This is a genomic window from Oceanospirillum beijerinckii DSM 7166, from assembly GCF_000422425.1.
GTDB lineage: Bacteria > Pseudomonadota > Gammaproteobacteria > Pseudomonadales > Halomonadaceae > Oceanospirillum > Oceanospirillum beijerinckii.
Genome location: NZ_AULT01000012.1, coordinates 42,296 through 60,769, shown reverse-complemented (window position 1 = coordinate 60,769; position 18,474 = coordinate 42,296). Strand labels below are relative to the sequence as shown.

Sequence of the window (18,474 nt, the reverse complement as noted above, 5' to 3'; positions counted from 1 at the left end):
CGTTATCTTTAGCGTCATACCCTTCAGCCCAGGTTTAGACATGCACTGTCGCCAATCAACACCATTTATTTTTGTTATTTTTTTCCTATTGAGCCTGCTTCTACTGACAGCTTGTAGTTCCAGTGAGCCGGATACGCATTATTCCCGGCTTCCTTCCCTCCCCAGCCTCGATCATCCCAGGGTCACCGTTTCCGGTTTTTCATCGGGCGGTTATCTGGCAAACCAGTTGCATCTGGCATACCCCGAACTGATTGAAGGGGCTGCTATCTTTTCTGCCGGCCCTTGGGGCTGTGCCATGAAAGGGCTGAGCCACGCATTGATGTCCTGTATGCAGACCCAATTTCCTATTGCCAGCTTAGATGAACGTATGGCCATGTTGCACCGAGCCAGCCGTAAGCGCTTGATTGGCGACCCCGCTCTACTGGTCGATGACCCTGTGTATATCTTCTATGGTCAAAAAGATCAGGTGGTAAAGCCTGAAATCACTGAAAGCCTGATCGGTTTCTATCAAAAACTGGTCGCTTCTTACAATATACGAATTACTGGCTTACCTCAGGCCGGCCATGCCTTTCCAACCCTGTTAACCAATACTGAGTGCGGTGTTGAAGATGGCAACCACCTGCAAAACTGCCATTTTGATGGGGCAGGGGAGGCACTCAGAGTGCTGTATGGCAAGCTCAACGCCCCAAGCAATCAGCCGGAAGGTGACATGATCGAATTTGGGCAAAGTGACTTCTATGAAGGTAAAGGCATGCTGGACCGGGGTTATCTCTATCTGCCGCAGGCTTGTAAGAGTGGTGAAGAGGAGTGCCAGCTGCATGTGGTACTGCACGGCTGCAGTCAAAGTGCTGAAGTGATTGGTAATAGTTTTTTCCAGCACAGCGGCTTTAATCGCTGGGCCGATACCAACCGCATCGTATTACTCTATCCACAGGCGAAAAAGAGCCTGCCTAATCCACAGGGCTGTTGGGATTGGTGGGGTTATGAGAAAGACCGCTTTTATACCCGCGATAATCAACAGCTCAAAGCGATTGTCGGCATGATACAACAGCTCAAACCACAAACAGAATTACACAGCCGCTCCTGAAGGAAGCCTGTTATTCCCTCAAGCATCTGCACTTATTATCCGAAACCTCTGGCGACAAAAAAATAGCCCCTGACAAAACGCCAGGGGCTATTTTTATGACTGAAAAGGCAGGGAGGAACATCAGGCTGTCAGCTGATATTCCAATACAGGCGATTAGCCCAGTACTTTTTTCATAAACGGTGGCAGGCTTAAAGCGCCACGGTGGATATCCGCCGTGTAGTATTCGGTCTCAAAGCCTTTACCTTCCGCTTCATCACTACGGAAGCTTTTCACATCTGTACCTTTACCGGCCATGGTGCAGCTCCACCAGCCTGATGGGTAAACCGGCTGAGGGAAAGGCAGGGTAGCCGTGGTTGAGAAACCCGCTGCCTGCATATCAGTGTGTAGGTCACGGATAATGCTATTGGTATGGTACAGCGGTGATTCAGACTGCTGCACCATAATGCCGCCTTGCTTCAGAATTCGGAAACAACGCTTGAAGAAGTCTACTTTAAACAGACCTTCAGCCGGACCAACAGGGTCGGTGGAATCTACGATAATCAGATCGATGCTTTCTTCAGGACAATCGTCAACCCACTTCACGCCATCCTCAAACAGCAGCTCCGCACGCGGATCATCGTTGCTGTCACACAGGGCAGGAAAGTATTTCTCTGACAGATCGGTTACCAACTTATCGATATCGATCTGGGTTACTTTTTCAACACCTGGGTGCTTCAGTACTTCACGCAGCGTACCGCAGTCACCGCCACCGATAATCACCACACGCTTAGGATCAGGGTGCGTGAACAGTGCCGGGTGAGACATCATCTCGTGATATAGGAAATTGTCACGATCCGTCAGCATGACACAACCATCAATAACCATCAGATTACCGTAGGTTTCTGTCTCATAGATTTCCAGTTTCTGATAAGGGCTTTGCTCCTCATGCAGCTTGGCTTTTACCTTCATGGAAAAGGCAGAGCCACAGGAAGAAAATACTTCGGTAAACCAGCTGTTATCCAGTTGTTCGCTCATGATGACCTCAAAACAAAGGGTGTAAAAAGGCAAAGAATTTGAAGGGGCGCAACGATACTGAATGTTATGCCCGAAACAAAGTGCTTTTTAACAGGATACATTAAAAAAGTCGTTAACTTTTCCCAAACGCTGAAAAAATTAACGACTTAAGCCCAAACTTAAAGAGAGGCAAGACCCGAATGGAAGCAGCACACTACATCTGTATCGGTTGCGCCTGCTGGTCCTGCATAATCGCTCTGACATAAGCCTGAGCCTGCGGATACCCCTGGCGGGCAGCGACAGTGATCCAGTGCATGCCCAGTTTAAAACTCACAGGCGTGCCTTCACCCTGCAGAAACATCAAACCCAGCTGATACTGCGCCGGAACCATACCGGAATAAGCGGCTTTATGAGTCCAGCGAAACGCTTGACGGCTGTCTTTTTTCACGCCATATCCAACACGATACATATTGGCCAGCTGCCACATCGCCGGACGAATACCACCATGGGCTGCCTGACGATACCAGCGTGCGGCCTGTTCAAAATCAGGCGCTTGCGCTTGCGGACTCATATAGATACCGGCCAGATTAAACTGAGCACTGGGCTCACCGGCTTTTGCGGCTCTCAGGAACCAGTAACGGGCCTGTTGTTCACTCTGGTCCACGCCTTGACCCAGATGGTACAGACGCCCCAGATTAACCATGGCATTCAGATCCCCCTGATTGGCGGCCAGCTGATACCAATTCACCGCCTGCTTGTAGTCCTGCTCAATGCCTTCACCGTTTTCATACATCAGGCCCAGATTGTATTGGGCATCAGAGTCTTTCTGTTGTGCTGCACTGAGGTAAAAAGCACGGGCTTTTGCGTTGTCTTCTTCAACACCTTCACCGGTATCATAAATGACACCAAGATTGACCATTGAGGAAACATGGCCCAGCTCAGCGGCTTTGTGATACCAGAAAATCGCCCGATCATTGTCTTCGGGAATACCGTCACCAAAGTCATGCATCTTGGCCATCTCATACATGGCATCCGCCAAACCGGAATCTGCGGCTTTACGCAGCCACATCAGGGAGAGGGCTTCACCGCCTTTCTGTTTCATCCGCTGATCATAAAACTGCGCCAGGCTCATCATCGCCTGACGATTACCGGACTCGGCCAAACCGATCAGGTCTTTCATATTCTGGCTGGAGCGCACTTCGGCTTTCTCCAGTTCGGTAGACTCAGGCTCTGGTGGTAACTGCGCCTGTTCATAGCGGGACGCACAGGCTGTCAGTGTAAATACAGCAACGGCTATCATTAAAGAACGCATAATTTATCCTCCCGAATACCGTTAGCTCTATCCGCAAGTCACCGATTAAACGTCTCTAGTGCTCAATAAGACCCCATTTCCCTGACTAAACTGTACTGAACAGACAGTGGCTATATGGCATGGATAGTTAAAGTATGGTCAAGTGATTAGCGATAATCATGAATTTTTCTGAATTGGGCACAGATTGAGCAGAATGCTTTTCATCGCTGTCTGATGAATACATAATGCGCGTTTTATGCCTTACTGAATTGGGGATGATAAAAATGACCGATTGGAGCCTTGATGATGCGTTCCGCACCTACAACATTGGCCACTGGGGCAGTGATTACTTTGGTGTGAACCCAAGAGGCCGGGTAACCGTACGTCCAAGCCCTGCACAACCGGCGTCTGCCGTTGATCTGACCGAACTGTGTCAGATGTTACAACAGCAACAAGGCCTGTCGTTGCCGGTATTGGTACGTTTTACCGACATTCTGCATCACAGGGTGAATCGGTTGTGCCATGCCTTTGATCACGCCATGCAGGAGCAGGACTATCAGGGTGGCTATACTGCGGTTTATCCCATTAAGGTGAACCAGCAGCGCCGCGTGGTGGAAGAGATTCTGAACACCTCGGCCCGTTCCAAAAACCGAGTCGGTCTGGAAGCGGGTAGTAAGCCCGAACTGCTGGCCGTATTGGCTCAGGTCGGCCAACGGGACTCCGTGATTGTCTGCAATGGCTATAAGGACCGTGAATACGTCCGTCTGGCTCTGATGGGAGAGAAACTGGGGCACCGTGTCTTTATCGTGATTGAAAAGATGAACGAGCTGAACCTGGTACTGGAAGAGAGTCAGAAAATCGGTGTGAAACCACGCCTGGGCGTGCGTGCGCGTCTGTCCTCTATCGGTAAGGGCAACTGGCAGAACACCGGGGGCGAGAAGTCTAAGTTTGGTCTGTCGGCCACTCAGATCCTGTGGCTGGTAGAGAAACTGGAGCAGGCGAATGCGCTGGATAGCCTACAGCTGCTGCATTTCCACCTGGGCTCTCAGATCGCCAATATCCGTGACATTCAGCGCGGCCTGAAAGAGTGTGGTCGTTTCTATCATGAACTGTGTCAACTGGGTGCGAATGTGCGCTTTGTAGATGTGGGTGGTGGACTGGGAGTGGATTACGAAGGCACCCGCTCACGCAGCATCTGTTCCATTAACTACAGTATGGAAGAGTACGCCAAGAACGTTGTGCAAGCGCTGAATGAAGTCTGTCTGAACCATGATCTGCCCCATCCGCATCTGATTACAGAGTCTGGCCGGGCCATCACCGCCCACCATGCGGTACTGATTACCGATATTATCGATATCGAATCCCCGGATACGTCAGCACCGGATCAGATCGATGATGATGAAGCGTCCGTTATTCAGGAGCTGTGGCGCGTCCATCAGCTGGTTAAACAAGGCGCAGATGAGCGCTCATTGGTGGAAAGTTATCACGATGTGGTGCAGTGCATGTCGGAAGCGCAGGATATGTATACCCTGGGTATTCTGAATCTGAGTCAGCGCTCCCTGGCAGAGCGTCTGTATACATCAACCTGTGCCCAACTGCGTAACCAACTGAACACCCGTAACCGGGCGCACCGGGAGATTCTGGATGAGCTGAACGAGAAGCTGGCCGATAAGCTGTTTGCCAACTTCTCCCTGTTCCAGTCGATCCCGGATGTATGGGGTATTGAACAGATCTTCCCGATTCTGCCGCTGTCCCAACTGCATCAGCCACCGCTGCGCCGCGGCGTGATTCAGGATATCACCTGTGACTCCGATGGCCGTATTGACCGCTATGTTGATGGACAGGGCCTGGAAACAACCCTGCCGCTGCCAGCCTGGCCGGAAGGTGAACAGCGTCTGCTGGGTGTTTTCCTGGTCGGAGCCTATCAGGAGATTCTGGGCGACCTGCATAACCTGTTTGGCGATACTGACTCTGTCGATATCACACTGGATGAATCCGGCCAGGTGCAGATCAATCAGATCATCAAGGGTGACACGGTTGCCAAGGTACTGGAATACGTGAACTATGATCAGGATAAACTGCTGCAAGGCTACCAGAAACAGTTGGCCGCCAGTGATCTGAGCGAAGAGGAGCAAGCGGCCTTTATTCAAGAGCTGGAAGCGGGCCTGGCCGGTTATACCTATCTGGAAGAATAAGGGCTGGAGGCTGGAGGCTAAAAGGTAGCCCCTTGCGCACCTTGGCAAAAAGATAAAGCTCAACGCTAACACCAAACAAGATAAGTTGTTGCAGGTCGAACAAGCCGCAAGGCACCTTCCGGCAATAACCAGATCGAAGCAAATGTCGGATGGCGCTTCGCTTATCCAACCTACTCTGATATCAAGAAACTTATCGGGAATGTTATAAAAGGGCATAAGTGGTAACTCACTTATGCCCTGCAAACGGTATTAAATATTGAGTGTCAGCTTAGATAGCCACTGTGTTGCTACTGGCTTTCTCTTGCTGCTTCTGCTGCTCTTCACTCTGCTGCTCGCGTTCTTCAGCTTTCTTTTCCAGATACTCTTTCGCATTTTGTAGCTCATCTTTCGCCACTTCTGCCGCATCCTTACCCGCAGACCATAATTTGCTGCCCAGTTGTTTCAGATCATCACCGACACCACCCATGGCTTCAGAGGCTTTCTCTCCCAACTGCCCTGCGGCTTCCGATACCGAAGCACCGACTTCACTGGCAGCCTCCGACACCACTTCAGCCGATTCATCCAGTAGCGCTTCCGCTTTTTCTTTCACTGCGGCACCATCCACAGCCTGTGCCTGCACACTGAATAAACCTACAAATAGCAAACACATCATTTTCTTTAGCATCGTATTACCTGCTTCTGTTACCCACGATTGCACACCTTCCCGTGAAACTGATTCGTCACAGGTTCTATCAGATGATCCTCTGATAGTGACCGGCAGAGTATACTCTGCTCTGTCGTTATGACTCTTATTGTGGGGAAAAAATTCCATTCCCTCGCCTTAAATATCGAAGACTGTCTACCCTGGCCTCATTCAATGGCAGCGGTCTGTTCAATTAAAGTATGCTGCTGAAGCATCTCAAATGCCTGCGGTACGGCAACCGGTTTACTGAACAGATAGCCCTGGGCATAGTGACACCCCTTGTCTTCTAACATTTTCAGCTGAAACGCCGTTTCGACGCCTTCCGCAACGGTCTGCAGATTTAAACTATGACCCAAATTGATAATTGCCGTGGGGATAATCTGATCGCTACGGCGCTCGGTCAGTTGCTGGGTAAAAGCACGATCAATCTTGAGTTTATTGGCAGTAAAACGCATCAGATAACTCAGAGAAGAATAGCCAGCACCAAAATCATCAATGGAGATACCCACCCCCAGGGCAGAGATCTCATGCAAAAGCCGCTCGGTTAGTTCAGGGTGTTTCATTACCGTCGTTTCAGTAATCTCCACATGCAGCAACTCTGGCTTTAAACCGCTGTGTTGTAACACCCGATCAATATGCTGAGCCAGATCAGGGTTTTCAAACTGAACCGCAGACAGATTCACAGCAATCGCCACCGGATGTTCCAACTGACGATTCCATTCTGCTCCCTGCTGGCAAGCCGACTCCAGCACCCAATCACCGATCTCATGGATTAAGCCGGTTTCTTCTGCATGTTCTATAAAATCACCGGGATAAACAATGCGATCCGGCTCAGGCTGCCAGCGTATTAAGGCTTCCACTGCAGCAATTGTGCGCGTTGGAATATCAACAATAGGTTGGAAGTGCAGAATAAATTCCCGCTGGGCAATGGCCTGCTTTAACTGGCCGGTCAATGCCATACGATCCACATTGACGGCACTCATCTGATAATCAAACAGCTGATAGCGCCCTCGTCCGGACTCCTTAGCCCGGTACATCGCTATATCCGCATGCTTTTTCAGGGTTTCACTAGTGGCACCATGTTCCGGGTATAGGCTGATGCCGATACTACAGCCCACATAGATTTCACGCTCATCAATCACTACGGGCTGTTCAATGGCATGGATAATCTTACCGGCAACGACTTCCAGATCCTGAGGTTCATGCACACTACGAATAATCGCGGTAAATTCATCACCACTGATACGGGCCACCGTATCGGGTTCCCGCAAACACAGTTTAATCCGCTGGGCCACTTCAACCAGTAGCTGATCACCAATCGCATGTCCCAAGGTATCATTAACGTATTTGAAGCGATCCAGATCGATATAAAGCACACCAAAACGACTGTTTTCACTGGCACAGGTTTTCACTTCCTGCTCCAGACGATCCTGGAACAGAATGCGATTAGGTAACTGCGTGAGCACATCATAGTAAGCCAACTGCTCCAGCTGTCGCTCCGTCTGCTTCATATCACTGATATCCATAAACACACCAATATAATAGGTATGCTCATCCTGAGAACCGTAGACAGCATTAATGGTTAACCATTTGGGGAACACTTCGCCACTTTTTCGCCGGTCCCATATCTCACCACTCCAGTGCCCTTTGCTGGACAGACTGCGCCACATGGTTTGATAGAAACGAGCATCATGGCGATTCGAACGGGTAATATTAGGATTTTTACCCAGCACTTCCTCTCGTTGAAAACCGGTGATCTGGCAATACGCTGGGTTTACTTCCAGAATTTTGGCCTGAGCATCGGTAATGATCACCGCCTCACTGGTATTGTGTACCGCCATCTTAAACAGCTGCAGTTGCTGCTGTGCATGCTTTCTCTGCTCCACTTCCTGCACCAGCTCACTGTTACGCTGCGCTAACTCTTCTGTTCGCTCTGCGACCCTATGTTCCAGCTCATCATTGGCGATCTGCAGAGCATCCAGTGCATGGGTCAGCTCAGCTTCAGCCGCTTCTTTATGACGCACTTCCTGATTCAACTGCTGATTCTTCTCTTCTACCTTATTTTGCGTACGTTCCAATGAGCGCAGACTGGCGTGAAAGCTATCAATCGCTTCCGACATCTGCTCCAGCTCATGGCTGCCATAGTCCTCACGCTTTCTGCGCAGTTTAAGCTCACCCCGCGCCAGCTGGTTCATCACATCGATCATGTCATGCAACTGTTTAGACAGATCACTGGACTGGCGAAAGCTGTAAGCAATCAGAAAAATCAACAGGATAGCAACAGATAGTGTCACCAGGCGGATATGCTCCTCCAGTCCTTTCAGCTGTTGGTCACTCTCATCCTGGATCAGACGCCCCATCTGTTCCAATAAGCCAATAAAGTGTTTATGACTGACCGCCAAATGCTGATTGGCCTCCTGCAGTCGTTGCGTATCACTTTGTCGCAGTAAATCGGGCAGGAAAGCCTGCTCCAGTGCATTAATATAGCGACTCAGACTGCCTTTTAACTGTTCCAGCGGTTCATCAATGGTTAAATCACTGTACGCTCTGTTTTGATCAAATTGATCGCTGAGGCTGGAGTAGATCTGCTGTACGACCGCTATACGGGCTCTACCCAGCTCTTGCAGATCAACGGCTGAGAGCTGCTGTTTACGCGCCAGAAGATCATGGATCGCCACATGATTGCGGGAAAGATCGGATAACAATGAGGTGTAATGCTGAATATTGCCCAGGTCATATTTAACCACTTGCCCGGTGAACTGATGCTGACGATTCAGCAGACTTAACATCAGGATAATGACCAGTCCTGTCAGTAGAAATCCCAGTGCGGGAATGACTAACAGTTTTTTACGTAAAGACAGTCTGTTTAACATATCGGAGCCTTAGCGTCCCTGCGCGATAAATAGCGTCTGATATTTTTCAATCCGCAGGTACGCTTTCTATTCTTATGATTATTATTACTGTGAATGTTTTAACACACTCTGCCGCTATAAATGAATGCCCCTAGTCTTAATCCGGCTTTATCGGGCACAAAAAAGCCCGTAACACGATAGCATTACAGGCCTGAACCCTATCAATGAGGCTAGAAAGAAAAACCTCAATCAACAAGTTTAATCACCGATGATTTCAGTCACCTTTGAAGACTTAGTGCGGAAGACTTTGTACGGAAAACTTAGTACGGAAAACTTAGTACGGAAAACTTAGTGCGCTTGGTCCCAGTTTTCACCAGAATCCGCTTCTACCAGTAACGGTACATCCAGCTCAGCAGCATGCTCCATATAAGGCTTCAGTGCCGCTTTAAAGGCTTCAACCTGCCCGGTCGGCACTTCAAACACCAGTTCATCGTGTACCTGCATAATCATACGGACATTTTTGCAGGCTTCATCTTCACCAGCCTGCAGCCATTGATCCACAGCAATCATGGCGCGCTTGATAATATCCGCTGCAGCCCCCTGCATCGGAGCATTAATGGCGGTACGCTCAGCAGCCTTGCGCATAGCGCCGTTACGGGCATTAATTTCCGGCAGATAAAGACGGCGGCCAAACAGGGTTTCCACATAACCCTGTTCTTTTGCACTTTCCCGAATGGAGTCCATATAACGGGCCACTCCAGGGTAGCGCTCAAAATAACGCTCGATGTAGATCTGGGCCTGTTTATTCTCAATATGCAGCTGCTTGGCCAGACCAAAGGCGGACATACCGTAGATCAAACCAAAGTTAATCGCCTTGGCGCTACGACGCTGATCAGATGTGACATCTTCTGGCGAGCAACCAAAAACTTCTGCAGCAGTTGCTCTGTGTACATCCTGATCATTCTGGAAAGCCTCCAATAAGCCTTTATCGCCAGATAGGTGCGCCATAATGCGCAGCTCAATCTGGGAATAATCCGCCGCAACGATGCTGAAGCCCTCTTCTGCCACAAAGGCCTGACGGATACGACGGCCCTCTTCGGTACGAATCGGAATATTCTGCAGGTTAGGATCACTGGACGACAAACGACCTGTCGCTGTTACCGCCTGATGATAAGAGGTATGAATACGCCCGGTTTTCGGATTGATCATCTGCGGCAGTTTATCGGTATAGGTGGACTTCAGCTTGCTTAAACTGCGGTGCTCCATAATCAGCTTAGGCAACGGGTAATCCAACGCCAACTCCTGCAACACAGCTTCCGCAGTCGACGGTTTGCCCTTAGGGGTTTTCTTCAGTACCGGCAGCTGCATCTGGTCGTACAGAATCTCACCCAGCTGTTTAGTAGAACTCAGGTTAAACTCTTTACCGGCCAGCTCAAAGGCATCACGTTCCAGCTCCACCAGACGTTCGCTCATCTGCTGACTTTGTGCGCCCAGCTTGTTCACATCCACCTTGGCACCATTGCGCTCAATACGGGACAGCACCGGCACTAAAGGCAGTTCAATATCGCTCAACAACTCAGGTAAGCGTCCCTCTTTTGCCACCATAGGCAATAGCTTTTGATGCAGACGCAGGGTGATATCCGCATCTTCTGCAGCATAAGGCGATGCTTGTTCCATTTCGATCTGGTTAAAGGTCAACTGCTTAGCACCCTTACCCGCAATCTGTTCAAAACTGATCGTAGTATGGCCCAGATACTTACTGGACAGGCTGTCCATATCGTGACGGGTGGCTGTCGAGTTCAGCACATAAGATGCCAGCATGGTATCGCTGGCCACGCCTTGCAGTTCGATACCGTAGTTAGCCAGTACATTGATATCGTATTTCAGATGCTGACCGATCTTGCCTTTTGCCGGATCTTCCAATAGCGGTTTCAGTTGTGCCAGCACCCAATCCCGATCCAGCTGCTCCGGCGCGCCCATATAATCGTGGGCGACCGGTACATAGGCCGCTTTACCGGCTTCAACGGCAAAGGACACCCCCACAATCTCCGCCTGCATATAGTCCAGACTGGTGGTTTCGGTATCAAAGGCAAACTGATCAGCGGCTTTAAGCTGCTCCAGCCAGGCATTAAATTCAGCTTCGGTCAGTACCGTATCATACTCACCGGCAATCACAGGTTCCTCTGAAGCCTCTTCCGCAATCTGTTCAACCTCTGCGGCCGTGGCGCTGTCCTCGGCCACCTTATCGGACTGGCTTTCCGCACGATTCAGGGCATTCAGCCAGGTTTTAAACTCCAGCTCGGCATACATCGCTTTCAGCGTATCGGTATCCTGAGGCGCCAGCACCAGATCGTCGATGGTTACATCCAGCTCAACATCACACTTGATGGTGGCCAGCTCATAGGAGAGGTAAGCCATCTCTTTGTGCTCGGCCATCTTCTTATCCAGGGTTTTAGAGCCCCGGAAACCCAGCGGTGCGATCTGATCCAGATCCGCATAGATAGCATCCAGACCACCGATACCCTGCAACAGTGCCAGTGCCGTCTTTTCACCCACACCTGGAACACCCGGTATGTTATCCACCTTATCCCCCATCAGGGCCAGGAAGTCGATAATCAACTCAGGGCCGATACCAAACTTATCCTTAACACCAGGGATATCCATCACGGTATCGGTCATGGTATTCACCAACGTGACTTTCTCTGTCACCAGCTGGGCCATATCTTTATCACCGGTGGACACCACCACCGAGCGCCCCGCCGCTTCACCCTGTTGTGCCAGAGTACCAATCACATCATCGGCTTCCACACCTTCTACGCATAGCAATGGCAGTCCCATTGCCCGGATCGCCTGATGCAAAGGCTCGATTTGAGCACGCAGGTCATCTGGCATCGGTGGACGCTGAGCCTTGTACTCAGGAAACATATCATCACGGAAAGTTTTACCCTTGGCATCAAACACCACCACAACCGGTGCTTCAGGATACTGTTTCAGCAAGCTTTTCAGCATATTCAGTACACCCTTAATCGCACCACTGGGTTGCCCCTTGGAGGTCACCAGTGGTGGCAGGGCATGAAAAGCACGGTAGAGGTAAGAAGAACCATCGACCAGAACCAAGGGAGCTTGGGCAGTGTCATTCATAGCAGGATATCAACTCAATTCGGTTATAATAGAGAGGAAATAACAGCCGTTAATGCTTGATCTGTCTGCTGTTATCTTCTTTTGGCTTCATGATAAAACACACACGGCATTCAGACCAAAGGTCTGACAAGGATTTAAACCATGTTACGCGCAGTTTTTTTCAGCCTGTTATTGGCACTGCCGACAGTACAAGCTCATGCAGAGGGACAGCAGCCGGAACCGGAAATCACCATTCGCGATGGCGGTGACCGGACGCTGTACGAGTATCGGGTAAATGGCATCCTGTACGCCATTAAAGTCAAACCCAAGGTGGGCCCGGAATACTATCTGGTCGATGTGAACGGCGATGGTAACTATGTTCGTCACGACAGCAAACGAAAATCCTTTCTAATTCCTGAATGGGTGCTACTGCGTTGGTAACAGAGGAACCCTTATCACTAACACACCACACTTAGATAACCTTACTGTATAGGCAGATTTGTCGAACCAACCACTTCCTCGGAAGCTATAAGTCATATATTCTGCCAGTTCAACAGTTGTTATATTTTTTGTCCGTTCCTCAGGTGATTTATGGCCGTTTATACCAAGGTTTCTGAAACTGAATTAAATTCTTTTTTGCAAGGCTACAATCTGGGAACAGACTACCAGCTGCAGGGTTTGATGGGTGGTACCGAAAACACCACCTATCGCATTAGCTATACAGGGCAAAACGGTGCCGATAGTGAAAACTATATCCTGACGCTGTTTGAACAGGGTGATCACAGTGATCTCGGTTACTTTGTTGCTCTGCTGACACAATTGCGAGATAAAGGCTTCTGTACCGTTGCCGCACCGATAGCGAATAATCAGGGCGAATATCTACATACTCTATCTGATAAACCCGCCCTGCTGTTTCCCTGCCTGATCGGTACTCATCCTGAACAACCCAATATTGAACAGGCTAAAGCGATCGGTAACTGGCTGGCGCAGATGCATGTTACGGCCCAGAACTTTGATCTGCATAAACCCAATCTGCGCACCATTGATTGGATGAAGCGTGTCGCTCCAGATCTGTTACCTCTGCTGGACGAAATGGATCAGCAACTAATGCAGCGGGAGATCAGCCACTTTGCCGATCTGTTGGAAGAGTGCCCGAATCTGCCAGAAGGCATTCTGCATGGCGACCTGTTTCGCGATAACACCTTCTATCAGGGCGATAAACTAAGCGGTGTAATCGACTTCTACAACGGTTGTAACGGGCACCTGCTGTATGACCTGTCTGTGGTACTGAATGATTGGAGCTGCCAAGACGGCCACGAGCCAGATATGGAACTGCAGCAAGCGCTACTGGAAGCTTATGAGTCCGTACGCCCACTGACCGCTGATGAACGTCATGCCCTGCCGAGTTATCTGCGAGCCTGCGCCCTGCGTTACTGGATCTCCCGTCTGATAGCCAAACACCTGGCCGAAGAGGAAGAGCATGATCACGGTTTTAAAGACCCGGAACACTATAAATTGATTCTGCTGAATCGAGTGAAGCAAGCCGGTTGGTAAGCCTATAAACGGATGATAGATGATATATGAAGATAGTTACATGGAACTGTAATGGCGCACTCAGGAAGAAACTCGATAAACTTAACGAGCTAAACGCTGATATTTATATCATTCAAGAATGTGAAGATCCTGAACGAACAAAACACTCAGCCTACCAACAGTGGGCTGCAAACTATATTTGGAAAGGACCAACCAAAAATAAAGGGATAGCAATTTTCGCCCAAGAAGATATTGAAATCCAATACCTTTCCTGGCCATCAGGTACCCTGGAACTCTTCCTTCCTGTCCGCATCAACGACAGCTTTAATCTAGTCGCCGTTTGGACACGGCAGGCCAACTCACCCAACTTTCGTTATATTGGTCAGTTCTGGAAGTTCTTGCAGGAACACTGGCCAAAAATGGCACGGGAGCCAGTGATAATTGCTGGTGATTTCAATAGTAACTCAAGGTGGGATGAATGGGATCGCTGGTGGAATCACTCGGATGTCGTAAACCAATTAGCCTCACTTGGAATTAACAGCCTGTACCATGACTGGTTCCAAGAACAACAGAGCCAGGAAACCCGGCCAACCTTATTTCTGCAAAGAAAAGCAGAGAAACCCTATCACATTGATTACGTGTTTCTATCACGTCGTCTTGAAGAGAAAGTTAGCTCCTTGGCTGTAGGACAATATGACCACTGGATAGATAGCAGTGATCACATGCCAATTACTTTCGAACTTGGTTAGCATCGCTCGCTGTAATACACTGCATACAGTGAATACAAAAGTACCGCAAAGGTCCACAACATGCCAACTAGCATCCGCCTGAATAACGATATTGAGAATAGACTGACTCATTTAGCTGAGATCACCGGGCGCTCTAAATCATTCTATTTAAGAAAACTAATCGAAGACCACTTTGATGAGTTAGAAGAAATTTATCTGGCTGAAGAAACTCTACAACGGATTCGTAGAGGTGAAGAAAAGACTCATTCACTCAAGGATGTTGAACATGAGCTTGGCCTGGACGATTGAAATATCCGATACCGCAAAAAAAACAGCTCAAAAAAATGGGCAAAGAGGATGCTAAGCGTATTATCTCTTATCTAAAATCACGAGCCGCAGAGGGCGATAACCCAAGAAAAACAGGAAAAGCGCTAAAGGGAAATCTATCCGAGCTATGGCGTTATCGCATTGGAGATTTTCGTGTGATCTGCGAACTACAAGATAATGTTATGACTATTCTTGTCTTAAAGGCTGGTCATCGAAAAGAGATTTACAAGCGCCATTAGTCATCAAGTGTCTAGCAGCGCTAATCAATCCACTCTCAAGGATTAAGCCTTTGGATCCATCAGCTTAACCACCTGAATCTCGTCTCTTGGATCAGGTTGAGTCTGATTCACCCGTGTGGCCAATTCATCCACTTCTGGTTCAATCACCAGTGACATCTCATCGGTAAAGTCACAGGCGACACATTCACGGTATTGAGTTTCGTCTTCCGTCCAGGCTTTCAGTTTGTCCATCTCACCACAGCGGGGGCATACCGCTCCGGCGATAAAGCGCTTAATCACAGTCATGGTTATCTCGGTCAGGCTTGAAGCCTGCTTATCTGTCTTCTTTGGCTTGTCCATAAATTAGACAAGCATTAAAACGACAGTATCCGGTAAAAACCGGATACTGTCAGTTAGGGATAGGTCGTAAGGCAAGTAGGTGTTAACTAAGTATGCTAACGCACCAGCCTTTCACTAATACCATTCACGATAAGTTTCTTGATATCTGAGTCGGTTGGATAAGCGAAGCGCCATCCGACATTGACTCCGGTATCTGATGATTGTCGGAAGGCGCCTTGCGGCTTTTCCAACCTACAACAACTTATCTTGTTTGGTATAACCTTTCCTTTCATTAACCTTTAATGCCACTATGGCGCAGCAGTGCGTCCACCTGAGGTTCACGGCCACGGAACGCTTTAAACAGCTCAGCGGGCTCCTTGGAACCACCCATCTCCAGAATATTCTCCAGGAAGGCACGACCCGTATCAGCGTTGAAGATCCCCTCTTCCTCAAAACGGGAGAAGGCATCTGCGGACAGCACTTCGGCCCACTTGTAGCTGTAGTAACCCGCCGCATAACCACCGGCAAAAATATGACTGAAGCTATGCTGGAAGCGGTTAAACTCAACAGGTGGCAGTACTGCAACCTGAGCACGGACTTCGTTCAGGATACCCTGCACACTGGAATCCCAATCCGGGGTGTATTCGTGGTGCAGACGGAAATCAAACAGCGCAAACTCCAGCTGACGCACCATCATCATGGCGGATTGGAAGTTTTTCGCTGCTTGCAGTTTTTCCAGCATCTCCTGTGGCAGGCCTTCGCCAGAATCCACATGAGAGGCGATCAGATCCAGGCCTTCCTTCTCGTAACAGAAGTTCTCCATAAACTGGCTTGGCAGCTCAACCGCATCCCAGGCAACACCATTGATACCGGACACATCTGCTACTTCCACCTTAGTCATCATATGGTGCAGACCATGGCCAAACTCGTGGAACAGTGTAGTCACTTCATCGTGGGTCAGCAGTGCCGGTTGATCACCCACTGGTGCAGAGAAGTTACATACCAGATAAGCGACAGGCAGTTGCAGTTCGCCATCGGCCTTACGACGACGCACGCGGCAATCATCCATCCAGGCTCCGCCACGTTTATTTTCACGGGCGTACAGATCCAGATAGAAACCGGCGATCTGTTCACCGTCACGCTTGACCAGGAAATATTTCGCATCAGGATGCCAGCGATCAACCTGATCAGTTACCTCTTCAAAGGTGATGCCGTACAGGCGATTGACCACCTCAAACATACCGGCAATCACTTTAGGGGCCGGGAAGTAAGGGCGCAGCTCTTCCTGAGAGATAGCGTAACGCTGCTGACGCAGTTTTTCGCTGTAGTAACCCACATCCCAGGCTTTCAGATCTTCCGCACCAAACTCTTTTTTGGCATAGGCTTGCAGCTCGGCAAACTCTTCTCTGGCCTGAGCAACAGAACGATCCGCCAGATCATTTAAAAAGCCCAGTACCTCATCCGTGCTGGAAGCCATTTTGGTTTCGATAGAATATTGCGCATAACTACTAAAACCCAACAGTTGGGCCAGCTCATAACGCAGTGCCAAAATCTCATCCATGACCGGGGTGTTGTCCCACTCACCGGCATTAGGACCCTGATCAGAAGCACGAGTAACAAACGCGGTATAGATCTCTTCACGCAGCTCACGTTTTTCAGCGTAGGTCATCACCGGGTGGAAGGATGGGAAGTCCAGAGTAATCACCCAACCATCCAGCTCTTTCTGCGCCGCTAACTGTTTCAGCAGGCCTTTAGCACTATCTGGCAGGCCCGCCAGCTCAGCTTCATCTGTAATATGTTTGTGCCAGCCCTGAGTGGCGTCCATCACGTTTTCTGCAAACTTATTACAGATCTCAGACAGACGCTGTTTTAACTCACCGTAACGGGCTTTTTTCTCTGCGGGCAGATCAATACCAGACAGGTGGAAATCACGTAGCGTATTAGTGATCGCTTTCTGCTGTGCCGTATTCAGTTCCGCAAAGGCCGGGCTATCTTTCAGTGCCTTGTAGCTGTTGCACAGAGCTTCGTTCTGACCGATCTCAGTACCGTATTGAGACAACTTAGGCAGACACGCATTATAGGCTTCACGCAGCGCGTCGCTGTTGACTACTGAGTTCATATGACTCACAGGTGACCACATCTGAGACAGGCGATCTTCCTGCTCGCTTAATGCCTGCACCAGAGAATCCCAGGTCGGTTGATCCTGCTGCTGGAGCTGCTCAATGCTGGCGCGGTTTTCGGCCAGAAGCTGATCCAGAGCGGGTTCGATCATCTCTGGTTTAATCTGGCTGAAAGGTGGCAGGGTATGACTTTCCAGTAATGGGTTACTCATTGAACGGCCCTTTTGCTGTCTTTAACGTAAGTTTTTATTCCAATTGCTTTTTAATATGGGGCTGTTGCGCAGAAATTCCAGTTTTTGCCCGCTATAATCCTGACATTAACGTTAAGGTATAAGATCAAGTTAGCCGTTACAGCAGAGAAGTCACCGAGGAAGCTATGTCAGAACAATCATCATCGAAACAACCGTTGTCTGGTAATAAAAACGCCATCCGTAGTTTTCAGGGTATGGAACCACAACTGGGTGAGCGGGTGTTTGTCGACCCTTCTGCCGTCGTGCTGGGTGATGTGGTTATGGGTGATGATTGCTCTGTATGGCCGCTCACGGTGATTCGTGGCGATATGCACCGTATTCGTATCGGTGCCCGTACCAGCGTACAGGATGGCTCTGTGCTGCATATCACTCATGCGGGGCCTTTTAACCCGGACGGCTTCCCACTGACGATTGGTGATGATGTCACCATCGGCCATCAGGCGATGCTGCATGGCTGTACCATTGGCAGCCGTGTTTTAGTGGGTATGGGCACTATGGTCATGGACGGTGCTGTCGTTGAAGACGATATCATTATCGGTGCCGGTAGCCTGGTGCCACCGGGTAAAACCCTGGAAGCAGGTTATTTGTATGTCGGTCGTCCAGTGGAACAGAAACGTAAGCTAACTGAAAAAGAGCTGAGCTTCTTTACCTATACCGCTGGTAACTACGTCAAACTGAAAGACCAACATATCACTGAAGATTATTAATTAGGCTGGAGGCTGCTTTACACTCCCTTTA

Annotated in this window: 15 protein-coding genes; 8 read left to right on the top strand and 7 right to left on the bottom strand. The window is 49.4% G+C overall.

The window, feature by feature from the left end; all coding sequences use genetic code 11:
* Positions 1-40: 40 nt before the first annotated feature.
* Entirely contained in the window at positions 41-1,087 is a 1,047-nt protein-coding gene (locus H579_RS24420) for an extracellular catalytic domain type 2 short-chain-length polyhydroxyalkanoate depolymerase (RefSeq protein WP_051227352.1), read from the top strand.
* Between the two features lie 153 nt (positions 1,088-1,240).
* Here the strand turns inward: H579_RS24420 and speE are convergent, their stop codons facing one another.
* The gene (gene speE, locus H579_RS0105775; protein WP_028299894.1) at positions 1,241-2,101 is read right to left on the bottom strand and encodes a polyamine aminopropyltransferase; all 861 of its coding nucleotides are present in this window, start codon (positions 2,099-2,101) and stop codon (positions 1,241-1,243) included.
* 193 nt (positions 2,102-2,294) lie between these two features.
* Positions 2,295-3,392 (bottom strand): SEL1-like repeat protein, encoded by a 1,098-nt coding sequence (locus H579_RS24415; protein ID WP_051227351.1) that lies wholly within the window; start codon positions 3,390-3,392, stop codon positions 2,295-2,297.
* A 263-nt stretch (positions 3,393-3,655) separates the two neighbouring features.
* Between H579_RS24415 and speA the strand changes: the two genes are divergently transcribed.
* The gene (gene speA, locus H579_RS0105765; protein ID WP_028299893.1) at positions 3,656-5,566 is read left to right on the top strand and encodes a biosynthetic arginine decarboxylase; all 1,911 of its coding nucleotides are present in this window, start codon (positions 3,656-3,658) and stop codon (positions 5,564-5,566) included.
* A 268-nt stretch (positions 5,567-5,834) separates the two neighbouring features.
* Here speA and H579_RS0105760 read toward each other — a convergent pair whose 3' ends face one another.
* The 3 genes from H579_RS0105760 to polA all read right to left on the bottom strand — a co-directional run bounded on the left by H579_RS0105760 (position 5,835) and on the right by polA (position 12,241).
* Positions 5,835-6,377 carry a hypothetical protein gene (locus H579_RS0105760; RefSeq protein ID WP_157834561.1) on the bottom strand — a complete coding sequence of 181 codons (543 nt, stop codon included), beginning with the start codon at positions 6,375-6,377 and terminating at the stop codon, positions 5,835-5,837.
* A 38-nt stretch (positions 6,378-6,415) separates the two neighbouring features.
* Positions 6,416-9,121: a bifunctional diguanylate cyclase/phosphodiesterase gene (locus H579_RS27655; protein WP_051227350.1), complete on the bottom strand. Its 2,706-nt coding sequence runs from the start codon at positions 9,119-9,121 to the stop codon at positions 6,416-6,418.
* A gap of 327 nt (positions 9,122-9,448) precedes the next feature.
* Positions 9,449-12,241, bottom strand: a complete 2,793-nt coding sequence (gene polA / locus H579_RS0105750; RefSeq protein WP_028299891.1) for a DNA polymerase I — start codon at positions 12,239-12,241, stop codon at positions 9,449-9,451.
* A 141-nt stretch (positions 12,242-12,382) separates the two neighbouring features.
* Here polA and H579_RS0105745 point away from each other — a divergent pair, with 141 nt between their 5' ends.
* The 5 genes from H579_RS0105745 (at position 12,383) to H579_RS0105725 (ending at position 15,047) form a co-directional block, all read left to right on the top strand.
* Positions 12,383-12,661 carry a DUF2782 domain-containing protein gene (locus tag H579_RS0105745; RefSeq protein ID WP_028299890.1) on the top strand — a complete coding sequence of 93 codons (279 nt, stop codon included), beginning with the start codon at positions 12,383-12,385 and terminating at the stop codon, positions 12,659-12,661.
* Between the two features lie 150 nt (positions 12,662-12,811).
* The gene (locus H579_RS0105740) at positions 12,812-13,774 is read left to right on the top strand and encodes a homoserine kinase (protein ID WP_028299889.1); all 963 of its coding nucleotides are present in this window, start codon (positions 12,812-12,814) and stop codon (positions 13,772-13,774) included.
* Positions 13,775-13,800: 26 nt separating this feature from the next.
* A complete protein-coding gene (locus H579_RS0105735) occupies positions 13,801-14,502 on the top strand; it encodes an endonuclease/exonuclease/phosphatase family protein (RefSeq protein WP_028299888.1) in 702 nt (233 codons plus the stop codon).
* 60 nt (positions 14,503-14,562) lie between these two features.
* Complete coding sequence (relB, locus tag H579_RS0105730) at positions 14,563-14,790, top strand: type II toxin-antitoxin system RelB family antitoxin (protein WP_028299887.1); 228 nt, start codon at positions 14,563-14,565, stop codon at positions 14,788-14,790.
* Positions 14,787-15,047: a type II toxin-antitoxin system RelE family toxin gene (locus H579_RS0105725; RefSeq protein WP_028299886.1), complete on the top strand. Its 261-nt coding sequence runs from the start codon at positions 14,787-14,789 to the stop codon at positions 15,045-15,047. Before relB ends, H579_RS0105725 begins: the two co-directional genes overlap by 4 nt.
* Before the next feature lie 42 nt (positions 15,048-15,089).
* Here the strand turns inward: H579_RS0105725 and H579_RS0105720 are convergent, their stop codons facing one another.
* Together H579_RS0105720 and prlC are read right to left on the bottom strand one after the other, a co-directional pair.
* The gene (locus H579_RS0105720) at positions 15,090-15,386 is read right to left on the bottom strand and encodes a YheV family putative zinc ribbon protein (RefSeq protein WP_342662780.1); all 297 of its coding nucleotides are present in this window, start codon (positions 15,384-15,386) and stop codon (positions 15,090-15,092) included.
* Between the two features lie 271 nt (positions 15,387-15,657).
* Positions 15,658-17,697, bottom strand: coding sequence for an oligopeptidase A (gene prlC / locus H579_RS0105715; protein WP_028299884.1), 2,040 nt, complete (start codon positions 17,695-17,697; stop codon positions 15,658-15,660).
* Positions 17,698-17,861: 164 nt separating this feature from the next.
* Here prlC and H579_RS0105710 point away from each other — a divergent pair, with 164 nt between their 5' ends.
* The gene (locus H579_RS0105710) at positions 17,862-18,443 is read left to right on the top strand and encodes a gamma carbonic anhydrase family protein (RefSeq protein ID WP_051227349.1); all 582 of its coding nucleotides are present in this window, start codon (positions 17,862-17,864) and stop codon (positions 18,441-18,443) included.
* Positions 18,444-18,474 lie beyond the last annotated feature (31 nt).

Coding starts and splice junctions, on each gene's coding strand:
- prlC (WP_028299884.1), bottom strand. CDS start 17,697: ATGAGTAACCCATTACTGGAAAGTCATACCCTGCCACCTTTCAGCCAG.
- H579_RS24420 (WP_051227352.1), top strand. CDS start 41: ATGCACTGTCGCCAATCAACACCATTTATTTTTGTTATTTTTTTCCTA.
- speE (WP_028299894.1), bottom strand. CDS start 2,101: ATGAGCGAACAACTGGATAACAGCTGGTTTACCGAAGTATTTTCTTCC.
- H579_RS27655 (WP_051227350.1), bottom strand. CDS start 9,121: ATGTTAAACAGACTGTCTTTACGTAAAAAACTGTTAGTCATTCCCGCA.
- H579_RS0105740 (WP_028299889.1), top strand. CDS start 12,812: ATGGCCGTTTATACCAAGGTTTCTGAAACTGAATTAAATTCTTTTTTG.
- polA (WP_028299891.1), bottom strand. CDS start 12,241: ATGAATGACACTGCCCAAGCTCCCTTGGTTCTGGTCGATGGTTCTTCT.
- H579_RS0105735 (WP_028299888.1), top strand. CDS start 13,801: ATGAAGATAGTTACATGGAACTGTAATGGCGCACTCAGGAAGAAACTC.
- H579_RS0105745 (WP_028299890.1), top strand. CDS start 12,383: ATGTTACGCGCAGTTTTTTTCAGCCTGTTATTGGCACTGCCGACAGTA.
- H579_RS0105760 (WP_157834561.1), bottom strand. CDS start 6,377: ATGGAATTTTTTCCCCACAATAAGAGTCATAACGACAGAGCAGAGTAT.
- speA (WP_028299893.1), top strand. CDS start 3,656: ATGACCGATTGGAGCCTTGATGATGCGTTCCGCACCTACAACATTGGC.
- H579_RS0105710 (WP_051227349.1), top strand. CDS start 17,862: ATGTCAGAACAATCATCATCGAAACAACCGTTGTCTGGTAATAAAAAC.
- H579_RS0105720 (WP_342662780.1), bottom strand. CDS start 15,386: ATGGACAAGCCAAAGAAGACAGATAAGCAGGCTTCAAGCCTGACCGAG.
- relB (WP_028299887.1), top strand. CDS start 14,563: ATGCCAACTAGCATCCGCCTGAATAACGATATTGAGAATAGACTGACT.
- H579_RS24415 (WP_051227351.1), bottom strand. CDS start 3,392: ATGCGTTCTTTAATGATAGCCGTTGCTGTATTTACACTGACAGCCTGT.